This window comes from Stenotrophomonas sp. YJH_SMC_130 (assembly GCF_059369035.1).
In genome coordinates, this window is sequence record NZ_JCAFSH010000003.1 from 70,146 (window position 1) to 92,896 (window position 22,751).

Sequence of the window (22,751 nt, forward strand, 5' to 3'; positions counted from 1 at the left end):
TGAAGGTAGTGCTGTCATCACACCGAGTCCTTTAAGCCGAATCGGCTCCCCATTGCTGCATACGTTGATCCCTGACCACTGGCGACCTGGCCACCGATGTAGCTGTCGACCTGGCCCAGCAGAACCTCAATGTCGAAGCCGCCCTGACTGTTGCGAGACGCGCTGGCGGTGGTGCCCGCTGGCGCGTTCATCACGCGAACATTGATCGCGCCGGCGGCCATTCCGGAGCCGACCGGAGTAGCCACAGCTCCGCCCGAGTCATAGCCCTTCAGCCCTTTGCGCATCGCCTCAACCACCTCGACGCCACCCGCGCGCGCCACATCCCGCTGCGACCAGACCACCTCGCCCTTATGGACCACCCCGGCCGGCTGATGAACACCACCGTCACCCGTGTACCCGCCGGTGGAGTAGCCGCCCCTCATGTTCTGGAACAGCTGGTTATTGATGCTGCTGGTGCCGGCGGTGACCGCCTGGTTACCCGCAGCGGTGACACCGCCACCCCAGGCACTGGCGAACATGTTCACTATTCCCATTGCCGCCTGCCGCGCGGCGATGCGCGCCAGATCGGCCAGGACCGACTTGGTGAGGTCGGAGAAGCTGAGCTTTCCGGTCGTGGTGAACTTGACCCACGCGTCTTCGAAGCCACCGATGGCACTTCCGACCACGTCGCCCATCTGCCGAGCGGCATTGCCGGCCTCCTGCTGGTAGTTCGCCCAGGCAGCGGTGGCGCCTGCCAGCCAGCTTCCCTCGGCCTGCTGCAGCTCGTCGTAGCCGCTCTTGATGATCTGAAGACGGTCTAGCGTCTTGGCATGCAGCAGCGCCCTTTCTTCTTCGAAGGTGATCTGATCGATCTGATCCGCGTTCCGCTGCAGGCTCAGTTCTCGGAGCTTCTCCGCCTCATCCGCGATGGCTTCGTTGATCCGCTGCTGTATTTCATACTCGCGATCTCCCATGCCAACACGCTGCGCCTGGGTCGTGAGCTGACGCCGTAGCGCCTCATTACTGGCATCCAGTGCACTGGCGTAGGCTTTGACTGCGTTCTCCCGCGCCTTGGCAGCCGACTGTTCCTCTTTCGCTAGCACCTCCACTGCAGCGGCGCCTTCGATACGCAACTTGGCCAGTCGTGCTTCCAGCTCGCCGATCTGTCGGTTGACGTTGATTGCATCTTTGCCGCTAACGCCCTGCTTCTGCAGGAATTCAATCTGGCGCTGAAGCGAGCGAGATTGCGCGTCATTTCCCTGCTGCAGCAGCTCCCTCATACGGCTGTAGTACTCGGACGCCGTAATCTCGCGTGCTGAGTACTGTGCACGTAGCATCTGCGTGCTCGCCGTGATCTGCGCCTGTTCCTCTACCAGATCATCCTTGAAACCGCGTAGGCCGGCGGACCGTGATGCTGCGCCGGTGCCGGTCGCTGCCTTTTCCCGGTACTTCTTCTCAATGGCCGCGACTGCGGCGGCGCGCCGCCTCTCGATGGCCTCCGCCTCTGCAATGAGGCCTGACGCCTGGGCCTTTCGCCGGGCCGCTGCGGCTTCACCATTAACACGCTCTACCTCTTGCCGCTTCTTCTCTTCCTTGCTGGCCTGGGACTCGATGATGGAATCCATCTCCGAAATGAAATCGGTCGATGCAGCCTGAGCAGCTTTTACCTCCGCATCCTTGCGCTCTTTGATCAGATCAGCGGCCAATGCCTTGATCTTCTCCGACCGGTCTTTGATGGACTTCTCCATTGCCGCCAGGGCAATAGGATTACGGGCCAGCGGTAGGCCGCGCTGGGTACCGTTGGCCAGATTGTTCAGCTTCTCGAGTTCCCGCTGGTTTTCTGCCACCAGCTGCTGCATCTGTGCGGCAGCAGGCCCGAGGCCGACGTTCACCTGCATCGCCGACCACGCCTTCGTGGCCTCTACCCACAGGTCCTTGAATCCCCGGATCACCGGGTTCTGGCTGGCGCGGACCCGAGCGAGCGCCATGACGGTTTCATCCGCAGCTGCACGGGTGATCACAGTCACGGCGTCCTGATTCCGGCCCTGCTCCTGCAACGCCTTCACCTGCTCGTAGAGCGCCAGGGTCATGAAGTTGACCTGCTCGTTGAGCTTCTGCATTCCTTTGACCGGGTCTTCCGCCAGCTTTGCGTACATGGCGATGGTTTCATCGAGCGCCTGCCCGCTGATTTCCTTCATCGCCACGGCTGCATTGGCCACGTCCTGAAGATTCTGCGCGGCAATCTTCCCGTTCGAGCCGACGGCCTGAGCCGCCTCGGCACCAACACCGGCGGCAACCTGCAGCGCGTCGCTGGTCTTCTGAGCCATGGTGACGAGCGTCAGGGTCGTCGCGGCCGCCTCATTGCGCGATAGGACAAGTGCCTTCGTGTAGGCCTGGGCCTGCTGCTCGGCGTCATACCAGGCGTAGACCACCAATCCGACAGCCGCCGCGGCCACGGTATACGGATTCACCATCCCCAGCAGCGCCGACGAGACCCCCTTCAATGCCGGCTCCACACCCCCGAAGCTGTCCTTGATCTGGCCACCCTGCTGCACCAGCACTGTGAAGAAGGGCATGCCGCCCTGCAGGCTGGTGAAGATGTCGGTGAACTGCGCCGGTAGCTGGCGCATCGCCTGCGCCGTCTGCCCTGCAGAGACCCCCAGCTCCGTGATGTTGTTCTTCGTCGGCAGCGGCCTGGCCGCCTCGGTGCGCACCTCGCGCAGCTGGCGAGTGAGCACGCCCAAGCCCTGCCGAATGTCGGCCAGGTCCGCGCTGATGCGGACGCGCAGATTTGCTGAAGGATCAGCCATCGTTCGATATTCCTTGTCGCTGCTGTGCCGGGGCCTGGCCGCGCAGAGCAGTCAGGTACATCTGCCAGTCGGCAGCCGGGGCGGCCATAGCCATGCGGGTGGCCACGGCGAATTCCGCGATGCGGTCGCGCTCAACCTGCGCAGCTGCGGCGGTGAAGGCTCGCAGCTGTGCCAGGGTGTAGGTCATCACCTCCGCGCGGGAGTGTCCGTGGGCGATGAGGTACTGGATCAGGTCGGCGAGGCCGTACTCTCTTCCGCCGGAAGCTTCGCCTGCAGCAGAAGCCGCCGCAGGCGGAGGGCGAAAAAATCCCTGTTGAGCCCGACAACCGCCTCCAGCAAGTCAGCGATCTCGTCCAGCGTTGCCCCCGCAACCCATTCCGCCTCGCGTCCGATTGCCACCCCCAAAGCCGCGGCGATCTCGTTGCTGTCCTGCTCGAGCAGGTCGAGCAGGATGGCACCGATGCCAGCACGATCGGCGCCCTCGACCACACCGGCCATCATCGCCACTCGGGCGATGATGGTGCGGCTGGCCGTGATGAACGGACCGATCTGTTCCAGGCGCAGGGGACCCACAACCACCTTCTCGCCACGTACAAGAACCGTGCGCGTCGGCGGGGCGATCACGTCATCATCGGCCACGGCTTACTTCTCCTGCTGCCAGTAGAAGTAGGCCGACTTGTCGTTGCCCGTGGCCTTCGACGAGTCCTTGAGCAGCGCGCCGGGCACGCTTCCCGCGCCGAACTCATTGCCGATCAGGCCCATGCTCTCGATGACGCCGCCGGCCACCTTGTGCGCCACCAGGCGGACCATCTTGCCGCCGCGTGCCTCGTTGGCACCGTAGAACTGCATCTCGTAGAACTTCTGCGAGGTGACCGCAGCTTCAACGTGGCCCAGGTCCGCGTTCTTGTAGGAGACCTTGATGTTTGGGGTGCCGATCGCAGCCGGCGCTGCAATCGCAGAACCTACCGGGATGAACAGCATGCCGCGCTCGAAGCGGTAGTCCTTTCCGGCCTCGTAGGCGGTGGTTCCGGTTACTGGCTTCACGGCGGTCACCTCCGTGGCCAGGCGCGACAATGGCGCGAAGCTGCCCGGCACGGCCAGCACCGGCTCATCGGTGACGGTACCCGCGGCGATGCTGCTGGCCTTGCCGCGAGTTGCCCGGGCGAAGTTCTCCGGGTTGAAGTCGTGGAACGTGTAATTGAGGTTATAGCCGGTCACGCGATCGACACGGTTGGCCGTGCCGCCACCGGGGTTCTGGTAGTCGGCCAGCTCGATGGTATTGGTCTGCGGCGCCACGGTATAGGCTGAGATATTGCCGATCTCCAAGAACGGATCAGCGGTGTTCCACTCACGGATCAGGACGATTCCTGCGCCCAGGTAGCTGTAGTCTTCGGCCATGATGGCTCTCCAGTTGGGTTGCCGCTGTGCGGCGGGTTATTTCTTGGGGATGTGGGTCTGGTAGGTGATCAGCACGCCGACCCAGCCGGCGCTGGCCTTCTCCGGCATCAGCGGTTCCATCCCGACGTACACCGGTACCTGGATGCCGTCGGGGAAGTTGCGGGCTACGCACTGGCTATCCATGGCCGCCTCGATATCGGTCACCAGGTCGTCCAGCGCCTGCTGGTATCCCTCGGTGTCGGTGGGAACCTTGGCGATGACGCTGACGGTGGTAAGCCGGTGCGTGTTGACTTTCGAGGGGCTCTCCGCCCGCTGCTGCTTCTCGATCACGGCCGTCAGCACAGTCTGCGTGTCCTGATCACCGGGCTTCGGCTCCAGTGTCCAACCGGCACCGGCATCGGTCAGGTAGCCGTTGTCGGTGCTGATCAGCTGCAGCGTCTTGCCCATCGCCTGCAGCAGCTGCTTCCGCGGGCTGGGGGTGCGATCAAACATTGGCCACCTCCCACACCGCCGTCGATTCGTCGGCGTGGATCTTCTGGACCAGTTTGAGCCGGCGGCCGGTGCCCTCAATCCGCACCACACCGCCCGCGCGAGGGCTGATTTCGGCCAACTGGAGCGTCACCCGATCAACCGTAGTCGCAACGGGCGCCACATCGTCGGGCGTGAACTGCTCCACGGCCTCGTCCAGCAGCACTGTGCACGGCACCTCAACCGTGCCGCCCGGATCTTTGTAGTGGGCAGCATCGGCGACGCCGGCTGCGCGGAAGGCATCGAACGCGACTGCGTCGAAGGCCTGCATGAAGGCTTTCTGGTTCAAGGCAGGGGCCTCGCGGTTTCCATGGCCTTTTCCAGCTCGCGCTTCAGGAAGAACGGCATCAGCCGCTTCCAGGTGTCCTCGGCCATGCCGAAGATGTCGTAGCGCGGCGTGTAGGCGGCGGTGTTGGTGAAGATGAAGATGGATCGGACACCCGATCCGCGTCCGATTCGCTCATAGATGCCCGGGCGCAGCACGCCGCGGCGCTTGGTGATCACGAAGTACTCGCCATCACGGTTGTTGCCTTTGCCCCGTCGCCGCTTCCGGCTGACACTGGTCTCGTTCTGGTACCGGTCCCGCTGGGCGCCCAGCTGCGACAGGATTTTGGTCACCTGGCCGGCCGGAACGTTGCCGTACTGGTTCGCCTGAGCGCCCCGACCCATCACCGCAAACTGCGTCGGCGACAACAGGCCTCGGCTCTGGAGGAGCCGCTCGAAGCCTTTCCGGCGGCGCTGACCACCATCCACCTCGGCAAGCAGGTACTTCGCCGGCGGCGTGCCCTTGAAGGCCTCGTCCCGGAGGTAGATTTCGGCGTACGGCTGGGCCTTGGTGGCCTTGCGGTACATCGCTGCGTTGACTGTCAGCGGCGTGGGCCGGTCGAACACCCGCGGCGCCTGGCGCTTCCAGCGCTCGCGGATCTCGTAGGCCACCTTGTTGGCGGCCTGCGATGCAGCGTAGGGCAGCTGGGACTGCTCCAGCGCGGTCAGCTGTCGCCCGAAGACGTTGTCGGGGTCGACCCCGATCCTGATCTGGGCCATACACCCTCCTGCCTGGCCCGCCGGAGCGGGCCAGGCACTGTTGGCTTACTTCGCGCCGGCCTTCAGGCGGATCACCGCGTCCGGTCGGGTGTTGATGTTGAGCGGGTTGGACTGGCTTTCCAGCTGGATGCCCTTGTTCATGCGCATCGGGGCGGTCTTGGTGTAGTACGGCAGGCCGATGCCGCGCACCGTTTCCAGGTAGTCCGCCGGCGCGAAGCGGGTCAGGAACATGTCCGGCACACCCAACGGGAACGCGATGGCCTCTCCGTCGGCAAGGGCCAGCTTCCCGCCGGTATTGCCCGGCAGCTCTTCGAAGGTGATATCGCCGAACACGAAGCCCTTGCGGACGTCATCGCGCAGCGCAGCACCGTCCTGCCAGCGCTCGTAGGCCTTCTGGACGTCCGGGTGGTCGGTCAGGGCATCGAAGAAGCCGGCGCTGCAGAACACATGGATGCCGGTGTACGGAATGCCACCCAGTTTTTCCTCGATTGCGCGCTTGATGGCCATGCACTTGGCGCGGACCTTGGTGGCGTCCTTGTTCAGCTCCATGCCGATGACGATCTGGCTGACACCGAATTCCTCGTAGAAGTCGATGATCACTGAGCCGTCAGCATCGAGCAGCTTGCCCTGCAGCGCGCCCATACGGTGGTATTCGATGGTGAAGTCCAGGTCGCGCTTGTGCACCGCCTGCAGCGCGTTGACCACGGCGGCAACGTTGGCGCCTTCCGGGTCGGCCGGGTCATAAACGCCCAGAAGCTGGTCAGCCATCACCGTCGAGTTCTGCGGCAGGTGGGTGGTTTCCAGCAGCTTCACCTTGCCACGCTCCAGCCCCTTGGGCTGGCCGGGTGCACCGCGCGGAACGTTCGGGACCAGCACCAGCTTGGTGCCCTTGATACCCACCTTGACGATGGTGGTGCCGACCAGGCCATCTTCCTGGAACAGGCGCATGTCGGCCAGCCGCGTGGAGATGCGCGGCAGGTTGTTGATGTAGGCGTTCAGGGCGTCGAAGCTCAGCACGCCCAGAGCCAGAAGGGTCTGCAGATCCATGGTGATTTCTCTCTTGGAATGGGATACGAAAAGGCCCCGCGAAAGCGGGGCCAGGGGTCAGCGGGTGAAGAGGGAGCTGCTCGGCGGTCAGCCGCCGGCAGCGGCTGCGATGGTGATGGTGTCGCTGATGGCTTCGCCCAGGTCGGTGGCCGTCACCTTGAGGGTGTAGTCGCCCGCTGCGCTCAGCGTCGCGGCATCCCAGGTGATGACGCCGCCCACGGCCGCCTTCGCACCGCCGCCGGCCAGGTTTCCGGTGCCGCTGGCCTTGGCCAGAGTGGCGCTGACGGTGCTGCCGGTGACCAGGGCACCAAAGACGTCCTTGACGTGTACCACGATCGGGCCCAGCGCAACCCCGGCGGTGCCGGTCAGCGGTTCGGACACGAACACCAGGTGATCGGCTGCGTTCGACGCGATCGGCTGCTGGGTCCAGCGGGTGATGATTCCCGACTCAGCCAGGCTCAGCGCGGCCAGCAACTTCTGATCGTCGGTAACGCCATCAGCCCAGACCAGCTTTTCGCCAAAGACCTCTGCATCGCGTGCGATCGCTGCGCCCTTCACCGCCAGCTCGCCAGCGTTCGCACCGGTATCCACCGGGCCGTAGAGCACCTTCACTGCATCGGCACCGTTGGTGGCTACGGTATTGTCGGCCCTGAGCAGGGTGCCGGCGGCCAGCATGCCCTGCCCGGCCGGCAGACGGATCAGTTCGCGGCTGCGCTCGCCGCCTGCTTCGGACAGCAGGAATTCGCCGGTGCGGGTGCCGGCCAGAGAGATTTCCATCGTCAGTTACCTCGGTTCTTGTAGATGTTGTTGGGGTTCAGCTGCGCCTTCATTTCGGCGGCTCGTTGATCGGCCATGGAGGCCGGGTGTGCGGTGACGACCTGAGTACTCCGGCCCTCTTCCGCCTTCATCGACAACAGCTGTGCACGCACCGTGTCGAGGTCGGTGTTCTTCTCGATGAAGCTGGCCGCGATCGTGTCGTCGCCACGCAGTGCAGCCGCGCATGCATCCTGGACTGCGGTCGCGTACTCGATCGCGCTTTCCGCCTGCTCACCCTCCGGCTGCGCGCGACGCAGCAGGGCCACAGCGAGCGACGGCGGTAGATCGCTGGAAGCGACCGCGGCAGCCAGCGCGGCTGTCGGGTTCTCCAAGACGGCTGCCGGCGGCGCGAGTGCGGCCTCGGACACCAACGGCGTTGCCGCTGCCTCCGGCTCGTCGTCCGGATCCGCGCCGCCCGGCGCGGGCGGCGGTGCCGCTTCGGCCGCGCCGAGGTGCGCGATCAGGTCGTGCCAGGTGCCGAGCCGGGTAGCAAAACCCACCGCCACAGCGGCCTGGCCGCGGTAGCAGGCCGCCTCGGTGGCGCGCACCGCTTCGGCTTCCATGTCGAGGTTGCGCGCGACGGTATCGACGAACAGCGTGTACATGTCCTCCAGATCCGCCATTGCCTCTGCGTGCGCTTCCTCGCTGAGGGGGAAGTTGGGGTTGAAGTCGACCTTGCGGGCACCTGCGAAAAGCGGGGTGACCTTCAGGCCGATCTGTGCGTTGTTGCCACTCCAGTCATGGTGGAAGCGGACCACGCCCACCGACCCGACGCCGCCGGTGCGGCTGACCCAGATCTCGTCGCACGCCGAAGCGAGAGCGAATCCGGCGGAGTACGCGTGGTCATCGACCAGTGCATACATCGGCTTCCTGCCACGCGCCTCGAAGATGTGGTCGACCAGGTCAAAGCAGCCAGACGCCATGCCGCCCGGCGTGTCCAGCCGCAGGATGATGGAGGTCACCGCATCATCGTTGAGCAGTTCATCGAAGAAGTCGCGCACCGCGGCGTAGCTCACCGGACCTGGGCCGCTGGCGCCGGGCATCGGCCGGTTGACCATTGCACCGGACAGGTTGATCACACCGATCAGTTTCTGGGCGACGCCCACCGGCTGCCCGTCGGCGCCGGACACTTCGAAGCGGTCGGCCTTCAGCACGCTGTCGTCGCTGGTGACCTTCCCTTCCAGATAGCCGCCCACCAGTGCCTCGCCGATGGTCGGCTGCACCAGCAACGGCTGATTGAGGACTGCGGCCGCGAGCGAGGCCACCACAGGCGCACGGCTGCCGCGACCCAGCATTCGGGCCAAGAGGCCAGGCTTACTCGTCATCGTCATTCCCTTCATCGTTGTTGGCGCCAGGGGCGCCGGGTTTGTCGTCCTGCCGGGCACCGGAGGCGTTCGTACGCCTCGGGTCGCTGTCGTAGCGAAGCCCGGCCGCGTCTGCGCGCTCGTTGTCCAGCGCCTGCTCAGCGTCGACCTGTTCGGGATCCTCGCCAGCGCCCAGCACCACCTTGCTGCGTGATTTGAAGCCGGCCCGCACAGCCTTGAGTTCGGACGTCACGTCCTGCACCGGGTGGCTCCACGGCCAACCCTCGGGCACCCACAAGGTTTCGGTCACGTCGTCGCGAAGGGCCGCATACCGTGGCACCTTCAACAGACCAGCCAGCACCGCCTGATCAATGAAGGCGTCGCGAACCTTCTGGCAGAACATGGGGATCATGTAGAGCCACTGGTCCTGCTCGATGACACGGCGGAACTCGTTGAGGATCAGGCGCAGCGCGCGGTCGGAGACGTTGCGCAGGTCGCCGGTGAGCACCTCGTAGGGCACGTCCTGGCTGGCGCAAATCGCCAGCAGGTGACCGCGCAGGAACTCGGCATAGTCCGAGCCTGCACTTGGCGGAGCCGCAAATGTGACCTTTCGGCCGGGTGGCAACTCCTGCAGGGTGCCGGGTTCAAGGCCACCGAGGGCGGTGCCGTCCACATCCTCACCGGTGATCAGGTCTCCGATGGCATCGCCCTCTTCCCCATCCGAATTGGCATCGGTGGTGATGAAGCCTGCGAACAGGTTGGCCAGCGCCTGCCGTTCCAGCACCGCGTCATCGAGGCGGTCCAGGTTGAACATGCGCAACAGAGCCGGAGCGGAGCGTGGTACACCTCGCATTGCACCGGCGCGGCTCGGCCGGAAGAGGTGCAGCACCTGCTCCGCCGGCACACGCACCAACTCGTTGCCGTTGACGGTCTGCTGCAGATCTCCGGGATGTTCCCGGTACATCCAGTAGGCCACGCGGCGCCCGATGCGATCGACCTCAATGCCTTGTCGAATCGCGTTTCCGTTGCTGGCCACGCCGTTGTAGTGCTGCGGGCACTGCTCCGATTCGATCAGCTGCACCTGCAGCGGCACCGGCAAGCCGTCCTCGGGCCGCCGGTAGCGGAGCCGGGCGAACACCTCGCCGGCTTCGTTCCACTCGCGCCAGGACAGCGCCTGCAGGCCCTCCCAGCCCAGCACGCCGTCTGCATCAGCGTACTTGCTCCAGCGGGTCCACAGCTTGGTGAGCTTCTTCTTGTGCTCCTTCGACCCCCAAACTGGCTTCGCCTGGATGCCCGTGGCGATGCCGTTGGATACGCTCTTGTTGAGCGCACTGACCATCCACGGGTCATTGCGGGCCAGATGCCGTGCCCGGGCCAGCAATGTGGACAGGCCCGTCAATGCGGCATTGGGCCCGAGCGAGGTCGGACGGAAAGTGCGCAGGCGTCGGCCATTGCCGGCGGCGCGGTAAGGGCCTTCGGCGATATCAGACATTTCCGGTCCCCGACTGGTAGAGGCGCACGATGCGGCGACGCCGTGGCGCGCCTGATGCTTGGCCAATCTCGTCCCGCATCTGCTTCAGCAGCCGCCGCATCGAGTCCAGGCTTTGGTAGGTCACAGTTCGGTCGGCGTAGCGGACGCTCAGGACGCCCGCCGAGATAGCTGCCTCCAGCTTCGCGACCTGTTCTTTGGTAAATGCCATATCAGCGTCCCAGGTACTTGCTTCGGATGACGCGGCGGGTTCGCGTGCGCGGCGTTGGCGCCGGCGCGACGTCGTCTGCCCTCACGTCTGGGTTGTCGTCCCACGGCGCGGCCCATGCCGGCGGCGCGGTCCAGTTGATGGCCGGAACCTTCAGCCACAGCGCCATGCCTTCGGCATAGCCGCACAGGTCGAAGGCTTCGTTGCGGCGCTTGGCCAAGTTTTCCCAGCCTCGGGCCGTCCTCGATTCGGCCGTCAGCTCCGCGTAGAACGCCTCGGGCAGCCAGTCGGGAAAGTGGTAGTAGCCCGGCCCGGGCTCGGCCCGCTTGATGTTGGCATCCACCGTGTCCTTCAGTCGGTCCACGTTGAGCAGCAGCTGCGGCACATCGCCCTTCGACCCTGATTTGCGGTCCCGGCGCTTGCTGCTGTCCGGGAAGGTCTCCCGGAACAGCCCACCCTCGCGGCGCGCGTCGCCCTTGATCAGCCTGACCCTGGCGTGCAGCTTCCTGGCCTTGAGCGAACGCCAGAACTCCAGCGCGCGCACCGAGGTGCCCGACTTGCCGCCCCAGTCGATACCCACTGCATGCACCGGCATGCTGCGGCCGGTGGCATCGTCCAGCGGGTAGCGCCGGCTGATGACCTTTTCGACCAGGCGTTCCCAGTCTTCCAGGTACTTCGGCGGGTCCAGTGGCAGGAAGCCGCCCGAACCGTCCTCCCGCTTGGAGGTGCGCAGGGTGAAGGAATCGACCACCCAGCGCTCCAGTTGCCCGGATTCTCCGATGCCAAAGCCCAGCACCAGCACGACGAACCGGTTGGCCTGGACGTCGACCTCACCGAGCAGGAAACGCACGCCCGCCGGCACAGCACCCGCAGGCCAGACCTCGGCGCGCTCCTGCATCTCGTTCGGATCACTGGCAGAGCGCGCTGCCATCGGCACGTAGTTGATCGCGCCGTCGACGTTGTGCGTGGTCTTCAGCGGCCGCTCTTCACCGGTGGTGGCGAACGTCCGCAGTGCCTGGAAGTAGCGCTCGATCAGCGATTCCCAGGACTGGTAGGCGGCTGCAACACCACCCAGCCAGTAGCTGGCGATGCGCGCTTCCGGCCTTTCACCGGTGACCGTTCCGTCGGCGTGCACGACCTGGCCCTCCGCAGCCCACACGCCGCTGCGGTTCATCCCGTCCTTCCACCGGTGCTGCAGGCCCACACCGCAGTGCGGACAGTGCAGCAGCGAGTAATGCCGCGCCATCTTCTGCACGTCGTCCAGCACGACCCGTTCGAGCAGTTCCTCCATCGGCGGTAGCGCGAAGCCGTCATAGCCTGGCGCTGCCTGAAACCGCTCGCCGCACTCCGGGCATGGCCAGTACCAGCGTCGGCGGTCGCCGCGCGCGTACAGCGCCGCGATGCCGGCCGCCGGCGGGCCTTGGTGTGGGTGCAGAGGCTTCCACGCACCGTCGGCGTAGTCGGTTGCCGGGCTCGATTCGGCCACCACCATGCCGGCGGACATGTAGGTCTGCGTGCGCTTCAGGCCAAGGCCGAAGCACTCGTCGATAGTCAGGTCGCCGGTGTAGTTGTCCACGTCCGTCATCAGGACGTCGTGGATGTCCTTGCCCGACAGCACCGACACCGACGGCCAGCCCATGCGCAACGACATTCCCGACCGGAAGAACTTCAGCAGGATGTTGTCGTCGTGGGCACGCGGGCTCAGCCGGGAGCGCAGCTCCGGGCTGGCGGCGATGCTGCGGGCGATACGGGTCTTGCTGTAGTCCTCGGCCGCATCCTTGGACATCTGCACAACCATGGCGTCGGCCGGGTTGCAGGTGATCAGATAGGCCAAGCGCGCATCGATCAGCGAGATGGTCTTGCCAGACCGCGCCGGCCCTACGAACACCACCGCCTCGTAGTGGCGGCTACCGGTCGTGTCCAGCGGCTCGACCATGTAGGGCGTCGTGTCTGGATCCCAAGATCCGGCTGCGCCGGCGGCATTGGCCACCTGCAGCACGCGCGCTCCCTCGCTCACCCTGATGCGGCGCGGCGGCCGGATCATCTCGGCAACGCCTTGGCGCACGCTACGCGCTGTCGCGTACGTCGTCATCGGTGATGCCCTCGTACATGGATTGCCGGACGCGATCGCACTCGTCCTGCACCTTGACCACCTGCTCCGGCGTGAGCCCGGCCTTGCGCTCGAGCACGTCAGGTAGCGTGTCGAAGAACTGCACGACCTTCTTCACCAGCTCGGCGTAGTCGGCCTCGACCTCTGCGGCCGGCACCAGCTGCCCGATGGTCGACTCGACCTTCAGGCGCTCGTTCTCCGACTGGTAGTAGGCGCGGCGCTCCATCGGCGGCAGGTCGCGCGGATCGACCACGCCCTCCGCGCCGAACGCCGCGGCACCCGGGTTCACCAGCGCCGGTGCTGCATCGGCCAGACGATAGACGTCGTGCCCAGCGCGCTTGGTCAGCGGCGGGACGCCGGCCTCCTTCAGCCGCTTGCTGGCCGTTCGGCGGTCCATTCCGAACTCATCCGCCAGCCTGGCCACGGACCAGCCCTTGGTGAATTCGTGGATGTCGGCCATGTGCTACTCGATGCGCAACCTATTCAGCTATGAAAATTGGGTTTCTCCCGGGAAAACCCGCCAAAACCGTGCCCTGTGGTGGAGCACCATAGAGGCCGAAAAACTGTCTTTGACCGGGGTCCGAATTCCCCCCGGTTGCTGTGGGTAAGCCCGGGGGCCCCCGCGCACACGTTGCCAACAAGTTGTCCACAGGGCTGTCCATGGCGAGGTGTGATCCCCGTCACATAGAGTCACCTCGACCATTCCGGTCGCTAGGAGAACGACATGGCAGGTAATCCCGAGCAGTTCGTCGTCTATAAGGACAGTGCTGGTGAGTTCCGTTGGCGCCTCTTCGCTCAGAACGGCAAGGTGATCGCAGACAGCGGTGAGGGCTACAAGAACCGAGGCGACTGCGTTCATGGAACAAGGCTGGTCGCTTCGATTGCTGCGGTCGCCGCTATCTGGGATGCAGACAACGAGAAATGGATTGAATGACCGAGGGGGCGGCGCACACTGCGCCGCCTTCCTTTTAATGATGGCCACCTACTGTGCTGCCGGCTTCCCCTGCACCTGGTCGATGGCATCGAACTGCGCCTCGTACTGCAGCAGGCAACGCTTCCGGCCGTTGCTCACCTCGAATACGGCAGACGGCGCCGCTTCCTTCACCCACATACAGCGCTTCCGCAGCTGGGCGTCGATCGGCACGTAGGTGGCCACCGGAACCGTGATGACGGCTGCCGGCGGCGCGTTCGGCTTGGTAGGTGCTGCATGGCACGCGGCCAGCAGCGCAGCGGTAGCAACCACGATGGTGCGCATATCAGTACCCCTTCAGTGCTGGGCAGGCGGAATCGAGCAGCTCCAGTGCTGCCTTGCAGGTGTCCGGCCGTTGTTCGTAGCGGCCGCGCCAGGTGGAGGCCTCCTTCTCGGAAGCCTCGATCTTTCCGGCCAGGCCCTGAAGTGCTGCCGCGCTCTCTGCCTTCAGGGCTTCCAGCTTCTCGGCTTCCGCCCTCAGTGCGGCGGCCACCTCAGCAAGCCGCTGATCGCGGCTGTCCACGTCGGCCTGCAGTCGGGCGGCATCGGCCTGCCAGTCGGCCCGGACCTTGATCACCTGGGCGCTCAGGTCGCGGATCTTCTGCTCCCTCTCCCAGGCAGTCAGCCCGGACACCATGCAGCCGAACGCCAGCACCGCACACACCAGCTTGACCTTGCTGCCGGGCTTGCTCAGCCACTGCAGCGCGTCGGCAGCGGCGCCTACGATCAGCGTCCACAGCGCGCGAAAGAAACGAATCAGTACGCTCATGGCTTATCGCCTCCGATCGCACCGGTGGCTCGCTCCACCATGCGCACGTAGCCGGGCAACAGCCGGCGGATCAAGACGCCCGACAGGCCGGCCAGGGGCAGCTGCGGGGCGCCCGCCAGCGCCGGCCAGATGGATGCTGCAACGGCGATGACCCAGGCGGCCACGATCGCGTAGGCCACGACCGCGACAGCCAGGGCGGCCCAGCGCGCCGCGGTCTGCAGGAGACGATGACCGCGCCGGCGGCTGGCGTCAGCGGCCACCCGTTCCGCGTCCTTCTCCGGAAGCAGCAGGACCCCGATCAGCGCTCCCGCCATGGCAACCAGCAGCACGGACTGCGGTACGCCAAGGATCACCCGTTCGGCCTCACGCAGCGCGTCGGCTGTCGCCGGCGCCACAACAGCCGCGGTGAACGTCCCGACGATGGTTTTCAGTGTGCTCACGGGCTCAGTCACGGCACCACCGTCCCGCCGGCCTTGCGGTACACGGCCAACAGGTCGGCAATCTTGTGTTCGTGCTGGCCGTAACCAGCGCCCGGCAGGCTGGCCCAGATGTTGCTGACCGCCTTGATAGCCTCCGGGATCTTGCCCGCCTGGATCAGCGGAAGCGCGCGGCGCTCACGGATCTGCTGCAGCGCAATCAGATCCTGGCTCAAGGGCGAAAAGTCCTTGAGGCCGAGCGTCTTCTTGTACGCGTCGTAGTAGCGCCGCAGCAGCTGGTACCGGCCTGCCGCAGTGGACTGGATCTTGAGCTTCGGAAGGTCCACCAGCACGCGAGGATGGTCGGCGTAGCCCCGGAACAAGCCACCACCGACCAGCACGTCGTAGCCGCGGTCGTTCGTGGGCTGCCTGCCGTTGTCCGTCCCTTCGGACCAGGCCAGCATGTCGAGAAAGGCCACGACGTTCACGCCGCCAGCCTGTTGGGGAGTGATCTGCGTCATTTCGGTTCCTGCAGAGGTTCAGCCCAGCCGCGTAGGCGGAGCACGGTACCCAGCCAGACCCGATGCCTGACTAGGTTGTATAGATGAGCTCGCTCCGCGCAACGCCTTGGCCACCACCCACGGTGTAGCGGATGGGCACGCTGACCCGACTGAAGCGATCGAACAGCGCGCTCATAGCGGGGTGATCGTTGATAGTCAGGATTGCCCGGCCTTTGAGCTGGCTCATGGTTTCAGCCAACAGCTCGTACTGATCCATGCCGAACTCGCTTCCATAGCCCGTGGTCTCCCAATACGGAGGGTCGAGCAGGAACAACGTTTCGGGACGATCGTACTTCTCGATGCACCGCTGCCAAGTCAATTGTTCGATCACCACCCCCTGCAGTCGGAGGTGCGCATCACTCAGATCCTGTTCCAATCGGAGCAGGTTGATGCGCTTCACTGCCGTCGGGCCTACACCCAACGACTGACCATGTACCTTTCCGCCGAAGCTCAGCTTCTGCAGGTAGTAGAACCGCGCGGCACGCTGGATGTCGGTAAGCGAGTCGACGTGCTGCAGTTGGGCCCACCGGTACATTTCCCGGCTGGTCAGCGACCACCGGAAGTGCCGAACGAACTCGTCCAGGTGGTTGGCAACCACTCGGTACAGCCTCACCAGCTCTCCGTGCGTGTCGTTCAGAACTTCAATCTTGGCCGGTGCACGCTCGAACAGCATGGCGGCGCTGCCAGCAAAGGCTTCGACATAGCAGGTATGGGGCCGCTCGTTGATCAGCGGCAGCAGGTGCTTCGCCAAGCGTGTCTTACCGCCCGGCCAGGGGAACAATGTCTTCGTCTTCAAGTCTCAACCTGTGCGACATTCGTTAAGCAAACTGCGCGCGCTCTCCGGAGAGCGGCAGGGCTTAAGCCAATGGCACGCGGGCGAAACGCGTGTACTGCGGCGGCGCCTGGGTGCTTGCAGGCATCCAGGCGCCGCTCTGTTTAATGGTGGGGCGACGTGGAGTCGAACCACGCGAGTCACAGACGCCGGATTTACAGTCCGGCCCAGCGCCCATCTGGCAACCCGCCCCAGAAACGACGAACCGCAGGTGACTGGACCTCCCGAGTCCAGGCCTGCGGCCGTTGAGTGGAACGGATCGGAATCTCGCCCACGGTATCGATTGGACAACAATCCCGGTTCCCGCTGCAACTGCGGTAAGGTTCCTTACCGCATTCGCGCGAATGCGGTAAGTTTCGCCGCGAGTGCGGTAATGTTGCTTAACAGCAGTCCGATTCTACAAGGAGCGTTTCAAGTGGGCTTTACCATCAATTTCCCGAACGTTGCAATTGTTGCCGACGAAATTTCGTCATTCGAGCTCAATCCCAACGTTCCTCGTGTTGACGTGTACCTCAAGAATGGTAAGGAATATTCCTTCCCTTACAAGACGCTTCCCGAAGCGCAGCATGCGTTTAACTCGCTCAAGGCCGGGATGGGGCATGCCGGCTATGACGGCCATAGCATTATCTGATGCAGCCTGATTCCAGGGCGGATCTAAACCGATCCGCCCTGGCGTCCTGCAAACAACCTGACCTTGAACTCTTGCCGGCCATCTTCGAGTGCTTGCCAGAGCGTCGCTGCCGCGATTCCATACACGCGCAGGTAGTCGCCCTTCCTCATCTTCACCGCCTTAGCTGCGTCCTGCGCAGCAGTCTTCCGCTCGGGCCACACCAGGTCGTTCACCGCGTCCTGCAGTACCAGCCTCATGCGCCACCGGTCGGCCGGATCATCCATTCGAAGCACGGGCCGTGAGCCGTGCCACCGATCCCATTGGATCTGTCGCATCACACGCCTGGCCAGCGCCCGCCCGAGCGAGGCTAAGGACACGCCCTGCCCCCGCAGCGCAACCGCTACAGCAGCCTGCTTGGCAACTGGATCCCTCATTAACCCGACGGCACCTGCAATGTCGGCGGACGTCAATGGCTGTATGGACGACCGGCCGTTCGATGGCTCGCGGAAACTTCCGCCGACCAGCATGCGGGCGATCAGCTCGAGCGGATCGCGCTGCAGGGTGGGTTCCGGAATCGGCGTTCTGCCGCGCATCAGACCCACCGCCGGCGGCGCCGGAGGCACGTTGGGTTTGTGTCCCCACGCCTTGACCGCCTGAGCTTCCGCGTCTGCGCCGACGCACAGCTCACTCTGGGCGCTGCAGCGCGCGCACATGACCTGCGCGGTGCGCCGGCTGCTGGCGCCGCCCCGCGCGCGCATGCGCACTTCGTCGCTGCCGCAGTGGCCGCACGGCGTCAGGGCCGCCGCGGCCGCGGCTACTGCCGACATCAGACCACCTCGCAGTTGCTGACCCAGCGCGACCGGCCGTCCTGCCAGACGTCCCACACGCTGCCGTCGACCTGACACCTGATAGGGCCTTCCCTCCCCTCCAGGTACAAGTGGTGGGTTGCCTCATCCAGGCTCGGGAATTTCGGGATCATCGGGGAGTCTCCATGGTTGTCACGTTCGTTGTTTCCAGGGCCACGCCCTGCTGTTGAAGGAACTGCTGGGCCAGCGCGCGCAACTGGTTCTCGCCTACGTCCAGGCGCTCCACCAGGTGTTCCCCCGGGCTGCGCACGCCTTCGATCTGCTCCCGCTTCACCCCGAGCACGTCCGACACGATCGGGTCGCTGCCGCTGTCGGAGAGAAGGAAGTACGCCATGACCGGCTCGGTCTGCCCGTCGCGATGGACGCGGCCGATACACTGCTCGTGGACACCTGGCGACCAGTCCAGTTCGCCGAACACCACGGTGCTGCACACGTGCTGCAGCCCGTCGATGCCCGCACCAGAACGCAGGCTGATCAGCATCACCTGGCTATCGCCGCTGATGAACGCGTCTTTCGCTGCCTGCTTCTGGCTCGGCGACTCGCTGCCGGTGTACATGACGGGGTTGTACGCAGCCAGCTTCTCCTGCCAGATGCTGTAAACCTCACGATGCCATCCGAACAGCAGCACCTTCTGCCCGCTCTCCAGCAGCAACCTGACGAACTCGGCCACGTAGGGGGCCTTGGCCACACCGGTCGCCTGCCGCAGCAGGCGGTCGAACTCGCCGGCGGCCTGCATCTTCTCGCCGCGGTACTGCTCGTTGGCCCGCAGGATGATCCGCGCCAATGCCGCGGCGTCCCCGGTGATGGCATCCAATGCTTTGGCGTCGGATTCCACCTCGTGCGGGATCTTCGACAGCGCCGGCAGCTCACGCCCTACTTCCTTGCGAGTGCGGCGCAGCATGATCCCCTGCCGCCGCAGGTACTGGCCGAACTGCTCTGCGTCCTGCAGCTTGGCCTTCTCCCCGGGCGCGGAGATGCACCATTCCCGCAGGAACTCGTCATAGGTGCCTAGGCAGCCCGGCAGCAGCGGGTCGACCACATGGAAGAACTCGCAGCCGTAGTTGTAGATGGGGGTAGCGGTAAGGCCCATGCGGAGCCGCGCACGGCTGGCCAGGTGGCGGCAAGCGCTGTGGATGCTGCTGTCCGGGCTGCGCAGCTGCTGGCATTCCTCGAACACCACGTACTGCGCGATCTCCCCCAGCGTCTCGGCCCAGCCCCGGAGCTTGTGGTAGCTGACCAAGATCACGTCCGGCAGCGTGTCCCACAGGTCCTTGATCCTCTGCTTCGGCTGGCGCACGAGAGGGTACGGCGCGCTCTTCCTGATGTGGTGCACGCGCAGCTGCGGTGCAAATTCGGCCAACTTCTCCGGCCAGTGGTTCGGCAGCGCCGCTGGGTACACGACCACGGCCGGCAGGTTGCCCGGCGCGGCCATCGGACAGATGCCGGTGACCGTCTTGCCGAGGCCAAGATCGTCGGCCAGCAGCAGGCCGCCGCGGATGGACAGCTGCGCCCCCGCCACCCTCTGGTACTCCCGCGGCGGCTTGGCCAAGGTGAACTCTGGAATCTGAACGCGGCCGGCCAGCAATTCGCCCAGGCTGCGCTCCATGTCCACGTGCTCGTCCGCCAGCTGCTGCAGCGCGCGCTGCGTGTCGGCATCCATCGCCAGCGGATAGCGCTGGGTGAACCACTGCAGCTCCCGGCTGTTCTCTGGCGTGGCCGACAGGTCGATGTGCTCTGCGGCGTGCTGACGCACCCGGGGAAATACGCGCTTCATGCGCGCGCGGACCTGCGGCTCGCAGATCACCCGCCAGGTACTGCCGGCGGCGCTGTACAGAAGAGTTCCATAGGTCGTCTGCATTACAGTGCCTGCCTCTTCAGGCGAATGATGTTGAAGGGCTTCCCCTGCCAGGCCGGCCGGGCCACGAGCGGGCGTTCACCCCAGCGCTCGGTAGTAGCGAGCAGCACGCCGCGCACCTGCGGCAGGCTGATGTAGCGCCCAACCTGCCGCAGGGCGTCGGCGAGCGAGCCCGCTACCTTCACCTCGATCACCAGGCCGTCGAGCCAGAAGTCCGCGCGGTTGCTGGCATCGAGCCGGTACTCGCGCACGTGGGCATGGCCGGCCTGGTCAAGGACGGTCGACAGAGCCTGGTGCAGCTGCACCTCAGAGCCGTAGCGATACCCGAAGCCGGCCAGCAGCCGACCAATACCCTTCAGCTGCAGCTGCTCTTCCATGGCGGTACCCGGCTTGACCGGCGTCACCTCCCGGTGCGTGACGATTCCGCCTGCCATCAGGGCACCTCCGGGCGAGCGGCAAGCGCGGCTGCCCACGCGTCCTGCATCTCGGAATCATCAATGCATCGACGCTTGAGGACCCACGTCTCCATGAAGGCGATCTCCATCTCCACGGTCAGTTCCACCGGCACCAGTACGTAGCCCTCGGGCGGCGTGAGGGCGGCGATGATGGCGCGGATAGCCATGGCTATGTCGTCGTCGCCAAAGTCGGCCAGTTCGGTATCGCGGATTTCGTCGGCATAGCGCGGGGAACCGCGATTCGCGTACTCCGCAGCCAGCAGCTCCCGCGCCCGCTTCTCGATGGCGTCCATCAGCCCACCTCCGCAGCCAGCTGCAAACCGGTGGCCGCGTCTGCCTGAGCCCAGGTCATCTGCCCCCGGTCGATGCTCTCCGCCAGCCGCGACAGACCTTTCGCGGTCACCAGCACCTGCTCGTGTACGCGCTCCTGCTCACCGTCGGTGCGCTGTATGCACGCCTTGTGCACCAGCACGCCCTGCTGCAGCCGGTTCTGGTACGCCAGCCAGTTCTTGCTGCCCGCGCGGCGGTAGATCCAGCCGTGCTCGGACAGCCAGGCGAACAGCTGGCGCGGCTGGACCTGCAGCATCTTGGCGGCGGTGCTGATGTTGAAGGCACCGTCAGCCTGGGTCAGTCGCAGCAGCGCGCGGACCTGCGGTTCCTGGTACTGCACGCGCGCCTCAAGGATCTCGGCCTTCTCGCTGTAAGACAGCAGCAGCGCGCGCAGCGTCGCCGGATCGGTCAGCGCCTGCATCGGGTCAGGCGCCGCTGCCCCGGCCGTGAGCGCGTCATAGGCGCGGATCACTTGCAGGCTGAAGCTGGGGCTGATCCACATGGCGTAGGCATAGACCAGTTCGCGCACCACGTAGCTGCCGCCGTAGCGGCCTGCCACCGAGTGCACCGGGTAAATCCGGGAATCACCGGAGTTGACCAGCTCGGCCACCAGTTCCTCGGTCTGCTTCAGGCGCTGCCAGTCGCTGGGCTGGTGGCGCTTCGCACCACCGGATGCCTGGTGCAGGTCGTTCAGGCAGAACCTGCCCACGTCGTCGCGGCGCACAGTGACCCCGCCAATCATCATTGCGTTCAAGAGAACACCTCCGTTTTCCAGCCGCCGCCTGGGGCGCGCTGGACTGCCAGGAATCGAAACGGGTACATCTCGGCGGCCACCTTCACCTTCACGCGTGCGTCTTCCTCCCAGTAGCCCTTCACCTCGTGGGCCTCCAGGTCACCAGCGGCCGTCATCACGAAGAAGTCGATGGTGAGGTGGGTCTTTTCGGCCAACTTCAGCTTCACGGACTCGAACCGGAACCATGCGATCTCGCCGGCGGCCAGCTGCAGCGCCAGATGCGCGGCATAGGCTTCTTCGGTCTTGTTCATCTCCCCGGGCACGTGCCGCGGCCTGCCGCGTGCGACCTTGCCGGCGGCGTTTCCGCTGCCAGAGGGCTGACCAGCAGACGGCGGACGGTAGGCGCGCGGCGCGGCCGGTGCTGGCCCGGCTGCCGTCGCACTGGCCTGCACGAGGCGGCGCATGCCTTCCGGCATGTCCTGCACAGTTGCGTAGCGCAGGGAGCGGCTGGATGTCTTCTTCGGCGGCATCAGGCAGATGCCTCCATAGCGCTCCACACTCGCATTGCACGCTGCCGGAATGCGTCGAACTCCTGCCGGGCGCGTTGCTGCGCGGCCTGGTGCTCGCGGTCCATCTGCTCAAGCATGCAGTCGAATTCAACGTTCAGCAGTGCCATAAGCTGTTCCATGGACAACCCGCCGCGCGTGCGCTGCCCCGATGGTGGCGCGAGCATTGGCATGGCCAGCTGCTGCTGACCCGAGGGCGGCGCCGGCGCACGCTCCACGCGGCCGGCCTCGGTCGCAGCCCACGTCGCCACCGGCCGCCCATCGCGGCCGCTGTCGCGGTTCTCGCACCTGCGCACCAGGCCATCACCGTCCAGCTCTCGCAAAAGGCCAGCCACGGCGGCCGTGCTCAGCAGCATCACCTCGCGTGGCGCGCCGGACTCGAGCGCGGCGTTGCCCATCAGCTCCAAGGCCTCCGCTGCGGTGCTCTCGCCGTGGATGCCCAAGCAGAACAGCAGCAGCTGCCGTTGGTAGGCGCGGATTTCAGCCGGCTCCATGGGTGCCTCCGAAACCCAGATCCGCCGCGGCCTGCGCCATGGCGCTGCGCGCGGCGTCGCGGTTGCGCACCACGTGCAGCTCTGGCTTGGGTGCAGGCAATGCAGCCATCGCCTCGGGCACGGCGCCGCCGTCCATAACGTGCTTCACCGCCCTGTCGTAGGCGTTGGCCAACATGCGCTGCTGCTGCGCGCCGCTCTCGGCCGTGGCGTAGGCGTGCAGGTCCAGATTCGACCGCACAAGCACGGTGAACCCGCTATGTGCTTGGCCGGGTCGCATCTGGCCATCGACTTCTGCCAACGACGGCACGCCCAGGCACATGGCCCGGAACTGCCCGGGGTTCGGCGGCCACTGCAGCGCACTGCGCAGGCAGTTGCCCATACCGTCGGCCACCTGTCGCGGGGTGATACCAACCAACACCTGGAACCACAGTTCTCCGGCGGTGGTCAGGCTGCCCGCGTTGTTCACCGGGGCCGAGCCGTTCTCACGCACCCACTTCCCGGGAAACATGCCGGCCATCCGTTCCCATACCGTCCACAGCATGCTCACCGCGCGCTGGTCCGG

Annotated in this window: 30 protein-coding genes and 1 tRNA gene; 3 read left to right on the forward strand and 28 right to left on the reverse strand. The window is 65.5% G+C overall.

Features of this window, described 5'->3' with window-relative positions; genetic code table 11:
* Positions 1–17: 17 nt before the first annotated feature.
* The 14 genes from AC5P5V_RS06555 to AC5P5V_RS06620 form a co-directional block, all read right to left on the reverse strand.
* Positions 18–2,789 (reverse strand): phage tail tape measure protein, encoded by a 2,772-nt coding sequence (locus tag AC5P5V_RS06555; RefSeq protein ID WP_495215836.1) that lies wholly within the window; start codon positions 2,787–2,789, stop codon positions 18–20.
* A complete protein-coding gene (locus AC5P5V_RS06560) occupies positions 2,782–2,976 on the reverse strand; it encodes a hypothetical protein (protein WP_495215837.1) in 195 nt (64 codons plus the stop codon). The genes AC5P5V_RS06555 and AC5P5V_RS06560 overlap by 8 nt, the downstream gene beginning before the upstream one ends.
* 41 nt (positions 2,977–3,017) lie before the next feature.
* The gene (locus tag AC5P5V_RS06565) at positions 3,018–3,428 is read right to left on the reverse strand and encodes a DUF6631 family protein (RefSeq protein ID WP_495215838.1); all 411 of its coding nucleotides are present in this window, start codon (positions 3,426–3,428) and stop codon (positions 3,018–3,020) included.
* A 3-nt stretch (positions 3,429–3,431) separates the two neighbouring features.
* Positions 3,432–4,187 carry a phage tail tube protein gene (locus AC5P5V_RS06570; protein ID WP_495215839.1) on the reverse strand — a complete coding sequence of 252 codons (756 nt, stop codon included), beginning with the start codon at positions 4,185–4,187 and terminating at the stop codon, positions 3,432–3,434.
* A gap of 36 nt (positions 4,188–4,223) precedes the next feature.
* On the reverse strand, positions 4,224–4,679 hold the full coding sequence (locus AC5P5V_RS06575; RefSeq protein ID WP_235643171.1) for a hypothetical protein: 456 nt from the start codon (positions 4,677–4,679) through the stop codon (positions 4,224–4,226).
* Complete coding sequence (locus AC5P5V_RS06580; RefSeq protein ID WP_235643172.1) at positions 4,672–5,004, reverse strand: head-tail joining protein; 333 nt, start codon at positions 5,002–5,004, stop codon at positions 4,672–4,674. Before AC5P5V_RS06580 ends, AC5P5V_RS06575 begins: the two co-directional genes overlap by 8 nt.
* Positions 5,001–5,759, reverse strand: a complete 759-nt coding sequence (locus tag AC5P5V_RS06585) for a hypothetical protein (protein WP_053494410.1) — start codon at positions 5,757–5,759, stop codon at positions 5,001–5,003. The genes AC5P5V_RS06580 and AC5P5V_RS06585 overlap by 4 nt, the downstream gene beginning before the upstream one ends.
* A gap of 45 nt (positions 5,760–5,804) precedes the next feature.
* Positions 5,805–6,806, reverse strand: a complete 1,002-nt coding sequence (locus AC5P5V_RS06590; RefSeq protein WP_180890523.1) for a major capsid protein — start codon at positions 6,804–6,806, stop codon at positions 5,805–5,807.
* Between the two features lie 87 nt (positions 6,807–6,893).
* Positions 6,894–7,583 carry a head decoration protein gene (locus AC5P5V_RS06595; protein ID WP_495215840.1) on the reverse strand — a complete coding sequence of 230 codons (690 nt, stop codon included), beginning with the start codon at positions 7,581–7,583 and terminating at the stop codon, positions 6,894–6,896.
* Positions 7,584–7,585: 2 nt separating this feature from the next.
* Positions 7,586–8,947 carry a S49 family peptidase gene (locus AC5P5V_RS06600; protein ID WP_495215841.1) on the reverse strand — a complete coding sequence of 454 codons (1,362 nt, stop codon included), beginning with the start codon at positions 8,945–8,947 and terminating at the stop codon, positions 7,586–7,588.
* Positions 8,937–10,484 carry a phage portal protein gene (locus AC5P5V_RS06605; protein WP_495215842.1) on the reverse strand — a complete coding sequence of 516 codons (1,548 nt, stop codon included), beginning with the start codon at positions 10,482–10,484 and terminating at the stop codon, positions 8,937–8,939. The genes AC5P5V_RS06600 and AC5P5V_RS06605 overlap by 11 nt, the downstream gene beginning before the upstream one ends.
* A complete protein-coding gene (locus AC5P5V_RS06610; RefSeq protein ID WP_049461274.1) occupies positions 10,411–10,626 on the reverse strand; it encodes a phage head-tail joining protein in 216 nt (71 codons plus the stop codon). The genes AC5P5V_RS06605 and AC5P5V_RS06610 overlap by 74 nt, the downstream gene beginning before the upstream one ends.
* Position 10,627: 1 nt before the next feature.
* Positions 10,628–12,667, reverse strand: a complete 2,040-nt coding sequence (locus AC5P5V_RS06615) for a terminase gpA endonuclease subunit (RefSeq protein WP_234413089.1) — start codon at positions 12,665–12,667, stop codon at positions 10,628–10,630.
* A gap of 22 nt (positions 12,668–12,689) precedes the next feature.
* The gene (locus AC5P5V_RS06620; RefSeq protein ID WP_008265668.1) at positions 12,690–13,193 is read right to left on the reverse strand and encodes a DUF1441 family protein; all 504 of its coding nucleotides are present in this window, start codon (positions 13,191–13,193) and stop codon (positions 12,690–12,692) included.
* A gap of 264 nt (positions 13,194–13,457) precedes the next feature.
* On the opposite strand from AC5P5V_RS06620, the gene AC5P5V_RS06625 reads away from it, so the two are divergent.
* Entirely contained in the window at positions 13,458–13,667 is a 210-nt protein-coding gene (locus AC5P5V_RS06625) for a YegP family protein (RefSeq protein ID WP_231352323.1), read from the forward strand.
* A gap of 48 nt (positions 13,668–13,715) precedes the next feature.
* Here AC5P5V_RS06625 and AC5P5V_RS06630 read toward each other — a convergent pair whose 3' ends face one another.
* The 6 genes from AC5P5V_RS06630 to AC5P5V_RS06655 form a co-directional block, all read right to left on the reverse strand.
* Positions 13,716–13,988, reverse strand: coding sequence for a hypothetical protein (locus tag AC5P5V_RS06630; protein ID WP_231352324.1), 273 nt, complete (start codon positions 13,986–13,988; stop codon positions 13,716–13,718).
* Between the two features lies 1 nt (position 13,989).
* Positions 13,990–14,472, reverse strand: a complete 483-nt coding sequence (locus tag AC5P5V_RS06635) for a hypothetical protein (RefSeq protein WP_231352325.1) — start codon at positions 14,470–14,472, stop codon at positions 13,990–13,992.
* Positions 14,469–14,912, reverse strand: coding sequence for a hypothetical protein (locus AC5P5V_RS06640; RefSeq protein ID WP_223224762.1), 444 nt, complete (start codon positions 14,910–14,912; stop codon positions 14,469–14,471). Before AC5P5V_RS06640 ends, AC5P5V_RS06635 begins: the two co-directional genes overlap by 4 nt.
* Positions 14,913–14,920: 8 nt before the next feature.
* Positions 14,921–15,409, reverse strand: coding sequence for a glycoside hydrolase family 24 protein (locus tag AC5P5V_RS06645; protein WP_231352326.1), 489 nt, complete (start codon positions 15,407–15,409; stop codon positions 14,921–14,923).
* A gap of 70 nt (positions 15,410–15,479) precedes the next feature.
* Positions 15,480–16,244 (reverse strand): DNA adenine methylase, encoded by a 765-nt coding sequence (locus tag AC5P5V_RS06650; protein WP_231352327.1) that lies wholly within the window; start codon positions 16,242–16,244, stop codon positions 15,480–15,482.
* Between the two features lie 144 nt (positions 16,245–16,388).
* Positions 16,389–16,473, reverse strand: a tRNA-Tyr gene (locus tag AC5P5V_RS06655).
* Between the two features lie 90 nt (positions 16,474–16,563).
* Here AC5P5V_RS06655 and AC5P5V_RS06660 point away from each other — a divergent pair.
* Positions 16,564–16,911, forward strand: coding sequence for a hypothetical protein (locus AC5P5V_RS06660; protein WP_141098897.1), 348 nt, complete (start codon positions 16,564–16,566; stop codon positions 16,909–16,911).
* Positions 16,912–16,934: 23 nt separating this feature from the next.
* Here the strand turns inward: AC5P5V_RS06660 and AC5P5V_RS06665 are convergent, their stop codons facing one another.
* A complete protein-coding gene (locus tag AC5P5V_RS06665; RefSeq protein WP_495215843.1) occupies positions 16,935–17,483 on the reverse strand; it encodes a hypothetical protein in 549 nt (182 codons plus the stop codon).
* A 39-nt stretch (positions 17,484–17,522) separates the two neighbouring features.
* On the opposite strand from AC5P5V_RS06665, the gene AC5P5V_RS06670 reads away from it, so the two are divergent.
* A complete protein-coding gene (locus tag AC5P5V_RS06670; RefSeq protein WP_495215844.1) occupies positions 17,523–17,792 on the forward strand; it encodes a hypothetical protein in 270 nt (89 codons plus the stop codon).
* 73 nt (positions 17,793–17,865) lie between these two features.
* Here the strand turns inward: AC5P5V_RS06670 and AC5P5V_RS06675 are convergent, their stop codons facing one another.
* The 7 genes from AC5P5V_RS06675 to AC5P5V_RS06705 are packed head-to-tail and all read right to left on the reverse strand — an operon-like array spanning position 17,866 to position 22,730.
* Complete coding sequence (locus tag AC5P5V_RS06675; RefSeq protein WP_087786490.1) at positions 17,866–19,614, reverse strand: SNF2-related protein; 1,749 nt, start codon at positions 19,612–19,614, stop codon at positions 17,866–17,868.
* Positions 19,614–20,045: a hypothetical protein gene (locus AC5P5V_RS06680; RefSeq protein WP_235643179.1), complete on the reverse strand. Its 432-nt coding sequence runs from the start codon at positions 20,043–20,045 to the stop codon at positions 19,614–19,616. Before AC5P5V_RS06680 ends, AC5P5V_RS06675 begins: the two co-directional genes overlap by 1 nt.
* On the reverse strand, positions 20,045–20,359 hold the full coding sequence (locus tag AC5P5V_RS06685; protein ID WP_134968313.1) for a hypothetical protein: 315 nt from the start codon (positions 20,357–20,359) through the stop codon (positions 20,045–20,047). Before AC5P5V_RS06685 ends, AC5P5V_RS06680 begins: the two co-directional genes overlap by 1 nt.
* Entirely contained in the window at positions 20,359–21,141 is a 783-nt protein-coding gene (locus AC5P5V_RS06690) for a phage antirepressor KilAC domain-containing protein (protein WP_495215860.1), read from the reverse strand. Before AC5P5V_RS06690 ends, AC5P5V_RS06685 begins: the two co-directional genes overlap by 1 nt.
* Before the next feature lie 5 nt (positions 21,142–21,146).
* A complete protein-coding gene (locus tag AC5P5V_RS06695) occupies positions 21,147–21,659 on the reverse strand; it encodes a hypothetical protein (RefSeq protein ID WP_495215845.1) in 513 nt (170 codons plus the stop codon).
* Entirely contained in the window at positions 21,659–22,189 is a 531-nt protein-coding gene (locus AC5P5V_RS06700; RefSeq protein WP_064239322.1) for a hypothetical protein, read from the reverse strand. Before AC5P5V_RS06700 ends, AC5P5V_RS06695 begins: the two co-directional genes overlap by 1 nt.
* Complete coding sequence (locus AC5P5V_RS06705; RefSeq protein ID WP_495215861.1) at positions 22,176–22,730, reverse strand: hypothetical protein; 555 nt, start codon at positions 22,728–22,730, stop codon at positions 22,176–22,178. The genes AC5P5V_RS06700 and AC5P5V_RS06705 overlap by 14 nt, the downstream gene beginning before the upstream one ends.
* Between the last annotated feature and the right edge of the window lie 21 nt (positions 22,731–22,751).